This window comes from Pseudoalteromonas sp. 120-MNA-CIBAN-0494 (assembly GCF_040308885.1).
Taxonomy (GTDB): domain Bacteria; phylum Pseudomonadota; class Gammaproteobacteria; order Enterobacterales; family Alteromonadaceae; genus Pseudoalteromonas; species Pseudoalteromonas nigrifaciens.
The window spans coordinates 14915-28586 of record NZ_JBEOOE010000002.1 but is presented as its reverse complement, the minus strand read 5'-3'; the positions used below and the strand labels follow the sequence as shown (position 1 = coordinate 28586).

The following is a 13672-nucleotide window of genomic DNA, read 5'->3' as shown; positions in this document are numbered from 1 at the left end:
CTCTCTCTTAAAGCAAACTTAGTGGCTTATTACCTCGTAATTAACAAGGCAAAGTATGTTGATGCTTAGCTGTTTAAGCAATGTTGGTAAGCGTAGAGCTTTATGGGTACAATTTGAAACAACACTTTATTGTTTTAGATACAATTATGAATGGTATTAATAGGCTCGATATTAAACAGCTCAGGGTACTAAATGCCTTGCTTGATTTAAAAAGCTTGTCGCAGGTTGCACGTAAAATGGGCCTAACCCAGCAAGCAATTAGCGAGCAGCTGCGTAAACTACGTGACTTATTTGACGATCGTTTGTTTATTCGTCAAGGAAATAGCATGGTGCCAACGCCCAAAGCGTTATCTATGCAGCAACCTATTTGCCATATTTTAAAGCAACTTGAAATGCTGTTAGAGCCCGAAGTATTTACACCGCAAACATATAAAGGTGTATTTACTATTAGCGCGACAGACTACGCAACGCAAGCCTTGTTACCGCAGCTTTTTAATATAACGAGACGAGAAGCACCCGGGTTAAAACTAATCGTGCGCGACTTTGCCTCAGATAATGTTAACCAGCTAATTACGGCGGGCGAGCTTGATTTACTGATTAGCTTCCCTGAATTTATTCCAGATAACTTAGCTTATGTTACTTTGCTTGAAGAGCAGCATTTATGCGTTACAGGTTGTGGCAACAAGCTAGCAAATGAGCCGTTAACACTGGCACAAATTGCAGCTTATCCGCAGCTAGTGGTATCACCTTCGCGTGCCAATTTACGTGGCTCTCACGATCAGTGGTTTGCAGCTAAGGGCCTTAAACGCAATATTGTTATGTCGGTACCTAGCTTTTCGGCGGTACCAAACATTCTTCATACAACCGATATGATCGCATTTTATCCGTCGCGATTATTACCAAACAATAAAGTACAAGAGCTAACCGTTGAAGCATTACCACCGTCTTTTAAAGTAATAGCCGCATGGCACCCACGTACCAGTGAAAGCCCAATTCATCGCTGGATACTGGAACAATTAAAAGTAATTTGAAGTATAAATAAGTTTTAGCGAGCAACACTCGTTTATAGTGTTACTCGCTAATATAGGAGCTAACGATAAAGTAAGCCGTAATTTTAGTGCTTACCTATCGACAAAGAGCGGACATCGTTACCTGTTGGCGACTCATGCGCTTTAAGATAAAACACCGGTAAAATAGCCAATATATGGTCAAAAATATCTGCCTGAATGCCTTCGTATTCTGCCCACACTGTGGTGTTGGTAAAGGTGTAAATTTCGATAGGTAAACCTTTATTCGTTGGCTCTAATTGCCTTACCATTAGGGTCATATTTTGATGGATTTTAGGGTGTTGTTTTAACAGCTCTATTAAATAATGCCTAAAGGTTCCTACGTTAGTTAAGCGGCGGCCATTAAGTAGGCAGCTCATGTCTTTAGTGGCGTTTTCGGCGCTAATAGATGATATTGTGGTATCTATATATTTGGTGAGTAAATTTGCTTTTCTAAGCTCACTGAGCTCTTGTTCATTTAAAAAGCGCACGCTGTTCATTTCTAAATGAATGCTACGTTTTATTCTTCGACCGCCCGATTCTGACATACCGCGCCAGTTTTTGAATGAATCAGAAATAAGCGCGTACGTAGGGATTGTAGTGATGGTTTTATCCCAGTTTCTTACCTTTACCGTGGTAAGTGCAATGTCAATTACATCGCCATCAGCGCCATACTTGGGCATTTCTAGCCAATCACCTACCGCTAACATATTATTAGCAGAGAGCTGAATACCTGCCACTAAACCTAAAATAGCATCCTTAAACACCAACAGCATAACGGCTGATAACGCACCTAAACCACTTAATAAAATTAATGGTGATTTATTCATTAATAACGACACAGCTAAAATACCGGTTAATACACTGGCAATTAACTTAATGGTTTGTAATAACCCTCGTATCGGGAAGTGGGCTCTGACTGCGCGCCTATCAGAAATAACCTGAAAAATATCGAGTAACGAAAACAGTGACAGTAAAGAAAAGAGAATGATCCATTGGTCGGTAACCATTTCAATAATATGTAATAAGCCACTCCCTTCGGGTAACCAAAGCCTTGCTTGGATAACGACAACCGCACCTTGAATTACAAAAGAGATATGTTTTGCAAGTTTAAATGCTAACTCGGCAGGAGTTTTTGCATCAGGCTGAACAATTCTTTCGCTAAAGCGACCTTTAAGAAAGTGCTTAGCTGAGTTTCTGATAATTAAATGTAAAATTATGGCAAAAATGGCGAGCCAGCAAAGTACTAAAATGTCGTACCATAAAAGAGGGTTGGCGGGTAAATATTGGCCAAACCACCCCAGTAAATACTCACGTAGTTCAGCTCTTATATCTGTCATTTAATCTCCGTTTACATCATAAAGTTATTTATTTATTCCAAGGTTATTTAAGCAGAAGGCGTAGTTAAAGTCTATCTTCACTCGGTGCCGATAGACTTTAACTATAAACAGTTAGTTTTATTTTTCAGCAAGTTGTTCACTTAACTCGGCAAAAATACTGGGGTCGTCTATCGTTGATGGAATTTGCAGTTCTTCGCCATCAATAAGCTGGCGCAAGTTTTTGCGTAAAATTTTCCCTGAGCGTGTTTTAGGTAAGCGCTCAACACACATAATATTTTTTAAACACGCGATAGCACCAATTTGGTTACGTACAGATTGCACAAGCTGTTGTTGTACTTCTTGATGAGAGCCGGTAAAGCTGTCTTTCAGTACTATCATCGCCATTGGGTTTTGCCCTTTAAGCGCATCGTTTACACCAAATACAGCACATTCTGCAACCGCAGGGTGGGCGGCAACAATTTCTTCCATTTCGCCGGTAGATAGCCTGTGGCCTGCAACGTTAATTACATCATCGGTACGACCCATAATAAATAAGTAGCCGTCTTCGTCTATGTAGCCACCGTCTCCCGACAGGTAATAGCCTTCATATTCGCTCAGGTAACCTTGTTTATAGCGCTCGGTATTTTGCCAAATTGTTGATAAACAACCCGGTGGTAAAGGCAGCTTTATTACTACAGCGCCACTTTCGTTAGGGGCACATTCTTCGCCATCCATATTTAAAATACGTACGTCAAAGCCCGGTGTAGGCACGGTTGAACTACCTGCTTTGGTTTCTAAATGTTCAATGCCAATAGGGTTGCAGGCAATAGCCCAGCCGGTTTCTGTTTGCCACCAATGATCAAGCACAGGTAGGCCGGTTTTTTCTTTTAACCAATCGTAAGTAGCTGCATCAAGGCGCTCACCGGCTAAAAATAACCGTTTTAAGCTAGATGTATCATATTTTTTAAAGCCCTCAGCTTCAGGGTCTTCTTTTTTAATTGCTCTAAATGCAGTCGGCGCGCTAAACAGGGCTGTTACTTTATGCTCCTCTACCACTCGCCAAAATGCACTGGCATCTGGGGTGCGCACTGGTTTGCCTTCGTAAAGTACTGTTGCACAACGATACATTAACGGCGCATATACTATGTATGAGTGACCCACCACCCAGCCAATATCAGACGCAGCCCAAAATACTTCGCCAGGCTCCATACCGTATACATTTTTCATGCTGTAATTAAGGGCAACAGCATGGCCGCCATTTTCACGTACTACACCTTTAGGTAATCCTGTGGTGCCTGAGGTATATAAAATATATAGCGGATCGCTACCACTTACAGGTACAGGATCAACAGCTTGTGCCGTTTGCATAGCCTTTGCCCAATCAATATCTTGGTCGCTATTGAGTGTTGCGGTTACTTGTTCGCGTTGATAAATTACGCAGTGATCAACTTTATGTGTGGCGCGCTTTATGGCGTCATCTAATAAGGGTTTGTATTCAATAATATTACTCACTTCTACACCACAAGAAGCACTTAATACTAACTTAGGTTTAGCATCATCAATACGCACCGCTAACTCATGAGCTGCAAAACCACCAAAAACCACAGAGTGTACTGCACCTAAACGAGCACAAGCTAGCATGCCAATCACTGCTTGTGGGATCATGGGCATGTAAATAACCACACGGTCGCCTTTTTGCACACCTAGCGATTGCATTACACCGGCAAACTTAGCCACTTCTTGTTGTAGCTGTGAATAATTATAAGTTTGTTTAGTATTGGTAACAGGAGAGTCGTAAATAAGCGCAGTTTGCTCGCCAAAGCCGGCTTCAACATGTTGGTCAAGTGCTAAGTAGCTAGTATTAAGCTGGCCATCATCAAACCAATGGTATAAGTCATCGCTGTCTTGTGTATAGGCATTTTGGGGTGTTTTATACCAAGGAATACACTTACTTTGTGCTAACCAAAATTCAGCTGGGTTTTGTTTGAAGGCGTTATAATGCTGTTTATATTGACCTGACATAAATGATCCTAAAACTAAAAAAGAGTGTGAGAGATATTAAAAACTAAGCGTTTTTGCTTAATTATTATATTAGACCTTGGTCGGCTAAAAGCTGAGCAAGGTGGTTGTTTTTTAGTTTGTTTTGCAGGGCCTAATTACGACTTAATACATAGCAAGCTAATTGAAATTGTTATGTTTTTATAAAAAACGTCAATTAAACTCTATTTGTACGGCTTTTTCTTTATTTTCGATAGAAAACTGGCTTGCTTAATTATCAAACTAAGCGTAAAATGCGCGCTCATTTCGGCTTTTAAACTATTAATTCCTTGCCTTAAACCGACCGGCCGAAACGGTAGAAGGCTCTATTAACCGTAAGGAATATCCATGCGTCATTACGAAATCGTATTCATGGTTCACCCTGATCAGAGTGAGCAAGTAACTGGTATGATCGAACGCTATACTGGTTCTATCACTGAAGCTGGTGGTGTTATCCACCGTCTTGAAGACTGGGGCCGTCGTCAACTGGCTTACCCAATCAACAAGCTTCATAAAGCTCATTATGTTCTTATGAACGTTGAAGCACCAACTGAAGTAATCAGCGAGCTAGAAACTACTTTCCGCTACAACGATGCAGTGCTTCGTAACTTAGTTATGCGTACTAAAAACGCGGTAACTGAAGCGTCTCCTCTTGTAAGAGAAGAGAAGAAAGAAGCACCAGCTGCTTAATTGTTTTGAGTCCTAGCATGGCGTTTAACTGGTGATGAATATAAATGGTTAGCCCTTTTATGAATCAACTGGTTTTATCTGGGGTAGTTTGTAAAACTCCCAAGTTAAGCCAAAGTCCTGCTGGTATACCGCATTGTATTTTTGTTATTGAACATAAGTCAATGCAAACAGAAGCAGATCTTAACCGTAATAGTTACGTTCGGCTTCAAGTGGTTGCCAGTGGAAAGCAAATGCAACAACAGACTCAACATTTGCACGTTGGGCAGGCATTGCAAGTGAGTGGTTTTTTAAATCGCCACGAAGGTCGTAACGGCCTTAGCCAATTGGTTTTGCATGCTCAGCATATCGAAAGAATTATTTGAGGAATTAATCTCATGGCACGTTATTTCAGACGTCGTAAGTTTTGCCGCTTTAAAGCGGAAGGCGTACAACAAATCGATTACAAAGATCTAGCTACTCTTAGAAACTATGTTACAGAAAGTGGCAAAATCGTACCTAGCCGTATCACAGGTACTAGCGCTAAATACCAGCGCCAGCTAGCAACTGCTATTAAGCGTGCTCGCTACTTAGCCCTTCTTCCATACACTGACTTACATAAGTAAGCAGCGGATTAACACGTTTTTAAAAGGTGTAGAAACATGCAAGTTATTCTACTAGATAAGATCGCTAACCTAGGTGGCCTAGGTGACCAGGTTGTTGTTAAATCTGGCTTCGCACGTAACTTCCTTTTCCCGCAAGGTAAGGCAGTTCCTGCAACTAAAGCAAACATTGAAACATTTGATGCTCGTCGCGCAGAACTTGAAGCGAAAATCGCTGATCAGTTAGTTGCTGCACAAGCACGCGCTGACAAACTTGAAGCATTAGCAGAAGTTACATTAGTATCTAAAGCTGGTGACGAAGGTAAATTATTTGGTTCAATCGGTACTCGTGACATCGCTGACGCTATCTCAGCTGTTGGTGTTGAAGTTGCTAAGTCTGAAGTTCGTCTACCTCTAGGTACTATCCGTGAGACTGGCGAATTTGACGTATCAATCGCAGTACATTCAGAAGTAACGGCTACTATTAAAGTAATCGTTATTGCTGAAGCTTAATTTTTAATTAAGCAAAAAAAGCCGTGCTATTTAGCGCGGCTTTTTTGTGCCTAAAATTTAGCTAGCTGTAGATCTAAAAACACGCTTAATAAAACCTCTTCTAAATCATCTTTCCTTTTTGCAATTATTTTTTCATTTCATTTAAACCTTTTCAAACTGTCATTACGTCTAACTTATCAATACACTTAAATGCTAACCCAGTAATTATAATTTAAAGGCGACATTACGGATGTTACACGTTAAACCCGAACAGTCGCAATTGTGCGAAGCAGCACTCATTAAGCGTGTTAAGTCGGGGGATCAAGCTGCATACACACTACTTTATGAACTACACATAAAACGAGTATACGGGTTATGTTTACGTCTATTAGCTGATCAGTCGCATGCAGAGGATGCGGCCCAAGAAGTGTTTGTACAGGTGTGGCACAAAGTAGCGCAGTTTGATGGGCGCTCGCAGTTCTCTACTTGGCTTTACAGCGTAGCGAGTAATGTTGCGATTAATTATTTACGCAAACAAAAAAATTGGCTGCAAAAAGTGGTGAGTATTGAGCACAGCGGTATGGATGAGCAATCAGTTAACGACTGTAAAGGTTTAAATGGCCTAGATAAATTAATAGTAAGGCTTCCAGAGCGAGCACGTATGGTATTTGTGCTGTTTGCCATTGAAGGCTACAGACACGAGGAAATAGCCGAGCAACTAGGTATGGCTGTTGGCTCAAGTAAGTCGCAATATCATCGTGCTAGGCTGTTATTACAAGAGTGGTATGAAAATGAGTAAAGAAAATTTTGATGACTACTTAAACGAGTCACTCAATACACTTGATAAAGACATAACGCCACGCAAAAATTTATGGCCAGGGATTGAGCGAGCGATTATTAATGCTGAACGCTCTACACAAAAACACACTACTATTTGGCCAAAGTTAACGGCAGTAGCTGCATGCAGTGTTGCGGTTTTAATTGCAGTAAACATCGTTTTTATAACGCCTGAGCCAAAGCCTGCCGTGGCGATAAGTGATTACTTTTTAGCGCAAAAAAACAGTTTGTTAGTTGCGTATAAAAATCAAGACGCACTTACCAGCAATTGGCAAGTGCAATTGCAAGAACTCGAAGAAGCAGAGTTAGCCATAAAGCAGGTTCTTGAAAACGAACCACAAAACCAAGCGCTATTAACTATGTTAGCGCAAATATATCAACAACAACTTGATTTGATTAATAAGGTGCACGCACCTCGTTGGCAGCATATTTAGGAGCATAACATGAAAGCGATTTTACTAGGGTTGAGCTTATTTCCACTGGCGGTATTAGCGGGTGAAAAAATAGATAAGCAAATAGAGGTAGCCAATGGCGGCACTATTTATATTGAAAACCAACGTGGTGATATAAACATAACGGGCTGGGATAAAAACGAATTTAAAGTGTCGGGCGAACTTGATGACAAAGCCGATGGCTATGAGCTTAAAACCAGTGGTGATAAAACCCAGTTTATTGTAAACATGCCACGTAATACGGATTGGGGTAACAGTGGTGATGGTTCAAAGTTAACTATATTTATGCCCAGAAGTAGTGCGCTTGAGTTTGCTGGTGTGAATGTATCTGTCAGTGCAAAAGAGCTACAAAACAGTGCAGAAATAGATGTGGTTAATGGTGAGATAAGCGCAAGTAATTTAGCGGGTAATATTAAACTTACCAGTGTTAATGGCGATGTAAAGGCGCAGAACTTAAGTGGTAATATTGCATTTGAAACCGTAAATGGCGAAATTAACGATAAAAACTCAAGCGGGAAGTTGCGCTTTAGCGCCGTAAATGGTGATATTAAATCAAACTCAACGGCAAGCGATGTTCGCCTTGAAAACGTAAATGGTGATATAGACTTTACTTTGTCGAGCATTAAAAACTTACGAATTAATACCGTTAATGGTGAGGCCGAAGTGCATATTAAAGAGCTGTTAAAGGGCGCAGATGTTCGTTTTGAATCGGTAAGTGGCGATGGTGAATTTTACTTTGCGGCAGATGTATCGGCTAAGTTTGAAATTGAAGCGCATGCGAATGGCAAAATAATTAATAAAGTGACTAGCGATAAAGTCAGTAAAGCTAAATATGGCCCAGCCAGTAGTTTAAAATTTAGTATTAATGGTGGTAATGCTAACGTTGAAATGAATACAATTAGCGGGCGACTCGAACTTCATACTAAATAACATTCGCTACTGGCTATGATTACAAAAAGCAGGAAAAGATTTCCTGCTTTTCTATTTGCACAGCCCCTGCAAGTAGATAGAATAGGCACCATTGTATTTTAGTACTGTGAAGTCATGGCCAAACGAGATAAGCAAGTCGATACCCTTAAAGTTCCTCCCCATTCAATAGAAGCAGAACAATCTGTTTTAGGTGGCTTAATGCTTGATAACCAAGCATTTGACCGCGTAGCAGAGCTTGTTGTATCACAGGATTTTTATACCCGCACGCATAAGCTTATTTTTGAAGCGATGACAACGCTTGCTGAAATTGGCGATCCGATCGATTTAATTACTATTTCAGAGAGCCTAGAAAAAAATAATAAATTAGCAGGAATTGGTGGTTTTGCTTATTTAGCTGAAATAGCCAAAAACACCCCAAGTGCTGCTAATATTGACGCTTACGCAAGTATTGTGCGCGAACGTGCTGTGGTACGTGAAATGATTGGTGTAGCAAATGAAATTGCCGAAGCAGGTTTTAATACCGAAGGGCGCACCAGCCACGATTTGCTCGACTTTGCTGAGAGCAAAGTATTTAAAATTGCTGAGCAACGTACAAAAAACAATGAAGGCCCGCAAAGCATTCATAGCATACTTGAAAAAACAGTTGATAAAATAGAAGAGCTTTATCAATCACCGCAAGACGGTGTAACAGGTGTGAGTACCGGCTATGCCGACCTTGATAAAATGACCACAGGTTTGCAACCATCTGACTTAATTATAGTTGCGGCACGTCCATCTATGGGTAAAACCACTTTTGCGATGAACCTTGCAGAACATGCTGCAATGACCCAAGACAAGCCGGTATTAATTTACTCACTAGAGATGCCCTCAGAACAAATTATGATGAGGATGTTGGCGTCTCTTGGGCGTATTAACCAAACTAAAGTGCGTACTGGTCAGTTAGATGATGACGATTGGGCACGACTTTCATCAACCATGGGTTTGTTGATGGAAAAAGGCAAAATGTACGTTGATGATGCCTCGGGCTTAACACCTACTGATGTACGCTCTCGTGCACGACGTATTGCCCGCGATCATGGTGGTATTAGTATGATCATGGTCGATTACTTGCAATTAATGCGAGTACCTAGCCTTGCTGATAACCGAACGCTTGAAATTGCCGAAATTTCACGTTCACTTAAAGCATTAGCAAAAGAGCTAAAATGTCCGGTTGTTGCGCTTTCGCAGCTTAACCGTACGCTTGAGCAACGTGCCGATAAACGTCCAATTAACTCAGATTTACGTGAGTCTGGCTCTATTGAGCAAGATGCCGATTTAATCATGTTTATTTATCGTGATGAAGTGTACAACGAAGACAGTACCGATAAAGGTATTGCCGAAATAATCATAGGTAAGCAACGTAACGGTCCTATTGGTAAAGTACGTTTAACCTTCCAAGGTCAATTTTCTCGCTTTGATAATTATGCGGGGCCAGCAGTAGATGACGATTATTAATGCGCCTAGCGATAGCCGAAATTAACTTAACAGCACTTGCGCATAATCTTGCGCAAGTTAAGAGCTTTGCGCCTAATAGCAAAGTAATGGCAGTGCTAAAAGCCAATGCCTACGGGCATGGCTTAGTAACCATAGCGCAGCACTTAAACGATGCCGATGCATTTGCTGTGGCACGTATAGATGAAGCGCTGGCACTGCGTGCTGGCGGTTTAACTAAGCCAATTGTATTGTTAGAAGGCTTTTTTGATGAAGCCGATTTACCCATTTTATTAGCTAATAATTTTCAAACCATTATTCATGACGAAAACCAATTAGCAGCACTGGAAAATGCGCAGCTTGAGGCTCCTATAAACTGCTGGTTAAAAATAAATACCGGCATGCATCGATTAGGTATTGCACCTGAGCAATTTGATGAGTTTTATAATCGCTTACAAAAAACAGCCAATGCGAATAATACGGTTAATTTAATGACCCATTTTTCGTGCGCGGATGATGTTGATAGCAGTAAAACAATGCAACAAATAGCATTATTTAATCGCTTGGCAGAAAACGTTGAGCAGGCACGTTGTTTATCAAATTCTGCCGGTATTTTAGCTTGGCCAAGTGGCCACGGTGATTGGGTACGCCCAGGGTTAATGCTTTATGGTGTATCGCCTATGGCAAATACCACAGGTGAAACGTATCAATTAGAGCCGGTTATGCGCTTAACCACAAAAGTAATTGCAGTGCGTAATGTAGCTGCCCATGAAGCGGTGGGTTACAGCGGGCGTTGGCAAAGTGATAAGCCGACCCAGTTAGCGGTTGTTGCTATGGGGTATGGTGATGGTTATCCGCGCCATGCGAGAGCGGGCACTCCGGTAATAATAAATAAGCAGCGTTATGGTATTGTAGGTAGCGTAGCTATGGATATGATCACCTTAGATATAGGCAATAATACACATAATATTAAAGTAGGTGACGAGGTAACTATGTGGGGGCCTGAGCTACCAGTAGAAGAAATAGCCCAGTGCGCCGATACTATACCTTACGAGTTATTGTGTAATATTACACCAAGGGTAAGCTATCAGTATCAGCGTTAAACTGCTGGTACTATTACTCTTTTATAAAGTAAATATCGCTAAAGCCCATACGGGCAAACTCTTGGTCGCGAAAATTACGCACCGACGCTGAGCCTTTCGAAGTCATTTCGATTTGCTGTACCATAGATAAATAATTAGTAAGATCGATACCTTCAGCGGCGGCAATTGCCTGATACATGTCGTGGTATTTATCTTTAGCGAAATTAATTTCGCGCGGTTGGTTTTTAAATGTATAGGTTATTCTGCGTGCCATATTAAGCTCATTTCGATTGCGAATTAGGGTGATTTTACACTGTATTGAATCACCATTGAATGATTTTTTTAAAATGAAATAATAAAGAGATAAAAATGAAATTGACAGTAGAGATCAGCAAGTACCCACTTCATCAAGACTATATCCCGTTTATAAAAGGCTTTATAGATCGCTTAAACGAGTACGATAATTTAAAAGTAATTACTAATACCTTATCAACGCAAATTTTTGGTGATTACGATTTAGTAATGCAAGTGTTAAGTACCGAAATTAAACGCTCGTATGAAGAGTTTGGTAAAGCTATTTTTGTATGTAAATTTCTATCTGGCGATTTGTCTCCACAATAACGGCTAATATGCATATTAGTAGTAACACGGAACCACACAATATGGATTTTTTAACACAAACCTTAAGCGGTTTTACAGCAATGTCGCATTGGGAGTATATTGCAGTGGGGCTGTCTATGGCTTATTTATTATTAGCAATAAAAGAGAGTTTATGGTGTTGGCCAGCCGCATTTTTTAGCACCCTTATTTATACTATTATGTATTGGAATGGCGCGTTATTAATGGAGTCGTTACTGCATTTTTATTATATGTATATGGCGGTGTTTGGTTGGCTAGTATGGCGTAAAGGCAAAACTAACAACGATAGTTTAAGTATTACCTCATGGTCAATGAATCGTCATATAATATTGATAATAGTGACCAGCATAGTTGCTCTTGCCATTGGTTACTTTATGAAAAATTACACCCATGCAGACTTTGCTTACCTTGATAGCTTTACAACCTGTTTTGCGGTAGTTACTACTTATTTAGTGGCAAAAAAAGTACTCGAAAATTGGCTGTATTGGATTGTAATAGATGCCGCGTCTATGTATTTATATTACGAAAAAGGCTACTACCCAACGCTCGCGCTCTTTATTTTTTACACCATAGTGGCTGCGTGGGGGTTTAAAACTTGGTACGAAGAGTACGAGCAAAAACAAGCTAAACCTATAGCGCAGTTATAAGACATTCATGCAGTCAATTAGCGATATTATCAACGGGTTTAATGCACAATTAACACTACTTAGTAGTGAGCGATTACATAGTGGTTTAAGCAATGACAACTTTTTAGTGCGCGCTGCGCTAAATAACCAACAGTATGCTTATTTATTAAAAAGTTACCGCGATCACTGGCCTACATTAGGCTTAGCTGCACAAGCTCGATTTGCACAGCTGCAATTGTGCCCTAAACCACTTTGGTTAGACAAAGCTAACAGGCTCGCTATTTTTGAATACATAGAAGGCGACACAGCCCAAAGCAATTATACCCCTGAGCTAATTAAAAAGTTGGTTAGTTTACATTGTCATAATGTGGTTAGCGAGGCGATGAATATAAAGCAAGAGCTGGATTTTTATCAACATACAGCGTTATATCAACAATATAGCCAAACTGTAAGTGTGGCGGTAGCAGAAATAGAAAAGCTACCACGTGATGAAGGCTTTTGTCATAATGACTTAGTAAAAGAAAACATCATAGAGAACCCGCAAGGCATGTTTTTAATCGATTTTGAGTACGCCAAAACCAACGACGTTTACTTTGATTTAGCCGCAATAGCTGTAAGTTTTGAACTAGACAGGGAAGGTAAGCAACAGTTACTTAAAACCTATCAACAGCAGTTACCGCTTTCGCAGCGTTTTTACTGCTCTATTAATAAGCTAGAGTATTATCAAGTAGTGTTTTTAGTACTGTGTGTTTGCTGGTATAGCGATCGCTCAATAAATGAAAAAGTGATGCCTCTGTGCGCGCAATTAGACGCATTAATAGCGCTGGAACATTAACTTATCTCTTTAGTGGCTAATTTTAGCTAGTGACCCACTTGGTTTTTAGCAACAAATAGCTGATTTACCAGCTACCACTAAGTCTTTTATTTAAAAGCGTTTAAATAATAAGCATATGAGCGAATGGCGCTAGCATTTACCTTTAGATGTCTTTATCATTACGCATGCCAAAGCATTGATATCGCGAGTTGATGTGGCGGCAACAAATGTGCTCTCGTGGTGAAATGGATATCACGTGGCCCTCCGGAGGCTGAGTTGTAGGTTCGATCCCTACCGAGAGCGCCATTTGCATTCCTCTAATACACTTGCTAACTTTTAGTATTATCCTTTAAAAAATATTCAACATGACTTATCTACCAATTAAATGTGGCGACTACGATCAGCTAGAGCTTTATTGCATGCGTGCAAATAAAGTGACTATCACATTAGATACCCAAACCTTAGTGGGTGTTGCTAAAACCTTAGAGAACATTAAAGGCGAAGGCGAGTTTTTGGTGCTGCAAGAGCCAACAAACAAAATAATAAAAATACGGCTAGATAAAATTAAAACGATTTCACTCGCTTAGTTTTTAGCTATTTATTACTAGTAAAAACTTTAAAAGTAGACATTTAAGGTTGAAAAGTGCTATTTAAGAGACA

At 40.3% G+C, this 13672-nt stretch carries 17 protein-coding genes and 1 tRNA gene; 15 read left to right on the top strand and 3 right to left on the bottom strand.

The annotated features are described in order from the left end of the window. Nucleotides 1-113: 113 nt before the first annotated feature. Entirely contained in the window at nt 114-1031 is a 918-nt protein-coding gene (locus tag AAEY55_RS01805; RefSeq protein ID WP_350549837.1) for a LysR family transcriptional regulator, read from the top strand. 83 nt (nt 1032-1114) lie between these two features. Here AAEY55_RS01805 and AAEY55_RS01800 read toward each other — a convergent pair whose 3' ends face one another. Next, nucleotides 1115-2386 carry a mechanosensitive ion channel domain-containing protein gene (locus AAEY55_RS01800; protein WP_350546536.1) on the bottom strand — a complete coding sequence of 424 codons (1272 nt, stop codon included), beginning with the start codon at nt 2384-2386 and terminating at the stop codon, nt 1115-1117. A gap of 117 nt (nt 2387-2503) precedes the next feature. Beyond that, nucleotides 2504-4387 carry a propionyl-CoA synthetase gene (locus AAEY55_RS01795; RefSeq protein WP_350549834.1) on the bottom strand — a complete coding sequence of 628 codons (1884 nt, stop codon included), beginning with the start codon at nt 4385-4387 and terminating at the stop codon, nt 2504-2506. Nucleotides 4388-4750: 363 nt separating this feature from the next. Here AAEY55_RS01795 and rpsF point away from each other — a divergent pair, with 363 nt between their 5' ends. From rpsF to alr, 9 genes are all read left to right on the top strand, one after another. After that, complete coding sequence (gene rpsF, locus AAEY55_RS01790; protein WP_011329092.1) at nt 4751-5092, top strand: 30S ribosomal protein S6; 342 nt, start codon at nt 4751-4753, stop codon at nt 5090-5092. Between the two features lie 44 nt (nt 5093-5136). Next, the gene (gene priB / locus AAEY55_RS01785; RefSeq protein WP_041454555.1) at nt 5137-5454 is read left to right on the top strand and encodes a primosomal replication protein N; all 318 of its coding nucleotides are present in this window, start codon (nt 5137-5139) and stop codon (nt 5452-5454) included. Between the two features lie 12 nt (nt 5455-5466). Beyond that, nucleotides 5467-5694, top strand: coding sequence for a 30S ribosomal protein S18 (rpsR, locus tag AAEY55_RS01780; protein ID WP_002962753.1), 228 nt, complete (start codon nt 5467-5469; stop codon nt 5692-5694). Nucleotides 5695-5730: 36 nt separating this feature from the next. Beyond that, nucleotides 5731-6183 (top strand): 50S ribosomal protein L9, encoded by a 453-nt coding sequence (gene rplI / locus AAEY55_RS01775; protein ID WP_011329089.1) that lies wholly within the window; start codon nt 5731-5733, stop codon nt 6181-6183. 229 nt (nt 6184-6412) lie between these two features. After that, nucleotides 6413-6961: an RNA polymerase sigma factor gene (locus tag AAEY55_RS01770; RefSeq protein WP_011329088.1), complete on the top strand. Its 549-nt coding sequence runs from the start codon at nt 6413-6415 to the stop codon at nt 6959-6961. Continuing rightward, nucleotides 6948-7433 carry a hypothetical protein gene (locus AAEY55_RS01765; protein ID WP_089368705.1) on the top strand — a complete coding sequence of 162 codons (486 nt, stop codon included), beginning with the start codon at nt 6948-6950 and terminating at the stop codon, nt 7431-7433. The genes AAEY55_RS01770 and AAEY55_RS01765 overlap by 14 nt, the downstream gene beginning before the upstream one ends. A gap of 9 nt (nt 7434-7442) precedes the next feature. After that, nucleotides 7443-8381: a DUF4097 family beta strand repeat-containing protein gene (locus tag AAEY55_RS01760; RefSeq protein ID WP_182678946.1), complete on the top strand. Its 939-nt coding sequence runs from the start codon at nt 7443-7445 to the stop codon at nt 8379-8381. Nucleotides 8382-8495: 114 nt separating this feature from the next. Further along, nucleotides 8496-9875, top strand: a complete 1380-nt coding sequence (gene dnaB / locus AAEY55_RS01755; RefSeq protein WP_041454554.1) for a replicative DNA helicase — start codon at nt 8496-8498, stop codon at nt 9873-9875. Further along, nucleotides 9875-10954 carry an alanine racemase gene (alr, locus tag AAEY55_RS01750; RefSeq protein WP_350546555.1) on the top strand — a complete coding sequence of 360 codons (1080 nt, stop codon included), beginning with the start codon at nt 9875-9877 and terminating at the stop codon, nt 10952-10954. The genes dnaB and alr overlap by 1 nt, the downstream gene beginning before the upstream one ends. Before the next feature lie 13 nt (nt 10955-10967). Here the strand turns inward: alr and AAEY55_RS01745 are convergent, their stop codons facing one another. Beyond that, nucleotides 10968-11207, bottom strand: a complete 240-nt coding sequence (locus tag AAEY55_RS01745; RefSeq protein WP_011329083.1) for a DUF2960 domain-containing protein — start codon at nt 11205-11207, stop codon at nt 10968-10970. Between the two features lie 95 nt (nt 11208-11302). Between AAEY55_RS01745 and AAEY55_RS01740 the strand changes: the two genes are divergently transcribed. The 5 genes from AAEY55_RS01740 to AAEY55_RS01720 all read left to right on the top strand — a co-directional run bounded on the left by AAEY55_RS01740 (nt 11303) and on the right by AAEY55_RS01720 (nt 13599). Then, nucleotides 11303-11554 (top strand): hypothetical protein, encoded by a 252-nt coding sequence (locus AAEY55_RS01740; RefSeq protein WP_011329082.1) that lies wholly within the window; start codon nt 11303-11305, stop codon nt 11552-11554. 41 nt (nt 11555-11595) lie between these two features. Continuing rightward, complete coding sequence (gene pnuC, locus AAEY55_RS01735; protein ID WP_041454551.1) at nt 11596-12219, top strand: nicotinamide riboside transporter PnuC; 624 nt, start codon at nt 11596-11598, stop codon at nt 12217-12219. Between the two features lie 7 nt (nt 12220-12226). Beyond that, nucleotides 12227-13033: a phosphotransferase gene (locus tag AAEY55_RS01730; RefSeq protein ID WP_193038541.1), complete on the top strand. Its 807-nt coding sequence runs from the start codon at nt 12227-12229 to the stop codon at nt 13031-13033. Between the two features lie 210 nt (nt 13034-13243). After that, nucleotides 13244-13318: transfer RNA gene (locus AAEY55_RS01725), tRNA-Arg, on the top strand. Nucleotides 13319-13377: 59 nt separating this feature from the next. Beyond that, the gene (locus tag AAEY55_RS01720) at nt 13378-13599 is read left to right on the top strand and encodes a Rho-binding antiterminator (RefSeq protein ID WP_058374059.1); all 222 of its coding nucleotides are present in this window, start codon (nt 13378-13380) and stop codon (nt 13597-13599) included. The last annotated feature ends 73 nt before the right edge of the window (nt 13600-13672 follow it).

Bases quoted from the DNA above. Each gene is read 5' to 3' on its own strand.
- rplI (WP_011329089.1), top strand. From the start codon at position 5,731: ATGCAAGTTATTCTACTAGATAAGATCGCTAACCTAGGTGGCCTAGGT.
- rpsF (WP_011329092.1), top strand. From the start codon at position 4,751: ATGCGTCATTACGAAATCGTATTCATGGTTCACCCTGATCAGAGTGAG.
- AAEY55_RS01795 (WP_350549834.1), bottom strand. From the start codon at position 4,387: ATGTCAGGTCAATATAAACAGCATTATAACGCCTTCAAACAAAACCCA.
- pnuC (WP_041454551.1), top strand. From the start codon at position 11,596: ATGGATTTTTTAACACAAACCTTAAGCGGTTTTACAGCAATGTCGCAT.
- AAEY55_RS01770 (WP_011329088.1), top strand. From the start codon at position 6,413: ATGTTACACGTTAAACCCGAACAGTCGCAATTGTGCGAAGCAGCACTC.
- AAEY55_RS01745 (WP_011329083.1), bottom strand. From the start codon at position 11,207: ATGGCACGCAGAATAACCTATACATTTAAAAACCAACCGCGCGAAATT.
- AAEY55_RS01730 (WP_193038541.1), top strand. From the start codon at position 12,227: ATGCAGTCAATTAGCGATATTATCAACGGGTTTAATGCACAATTAACA.
- priB (WP_041454555.1), top strand. From the start codon at position 5,137: ATGGTTAGCCCTTTTATGAATCAACTGGTTTTATCTGGGGTAGTTTGT.
- dnaB (WP_041454554.1), top strand. From the start codon at position 8,496: ATGGCCAAACGAGATAAGCAAGTCGATACCCTTAAAGTTCCTCCCCAT.
- AAEY55_RS01760 (WP_182678946.1), top strand. From the start codon at position 7,443: ATGAAAGCGATTTTACTAGGGTTGAGCTTATTTCCACTGGCGGTATTA.
- AAEY55_RS01800 (WP_350546536.1), bottom strand. From the start codon at position 2,386: ATGACAGATATAAGAGCTGAACTACGTGAGTATTTACTGGGGTGGTTT.
- alr (WP_350546555.1), top strand. From the start codon at position 9,875: ATGCGCCTAGCGATAGCCGAAATTAACTTAACAGCACTTGCGCATAAT.
- AAEY55_RS01765 (WP_089368705.1), top strand. From the start codon at position 6,948: ATGAAAATGAGTAAAGAAAATTTTGATGACTACTTAAACGAGTCACTC.
- rpsR (WP_002962753.1), top strand. From the start codon at position 5,467: ATGGCACGTTATTTCAGACGTCGTAAGTTTTGCCGCTTTAAAGCGGAA.
- AAEY55_RS01740 (WP_011329082.1), top strand. From the start codon at position 11,303: ATGAAATTGACAGTAGAGATCAGCAAGTACCCACTTCATCAAGACTAT.
- AAEY55_RS01720 (WP_058374059.1), top strand. From the start codon at position 13,378: ATGACTTATCTACCAATTAAATGTGGCGACTACGATCAGCTAGAGCTT.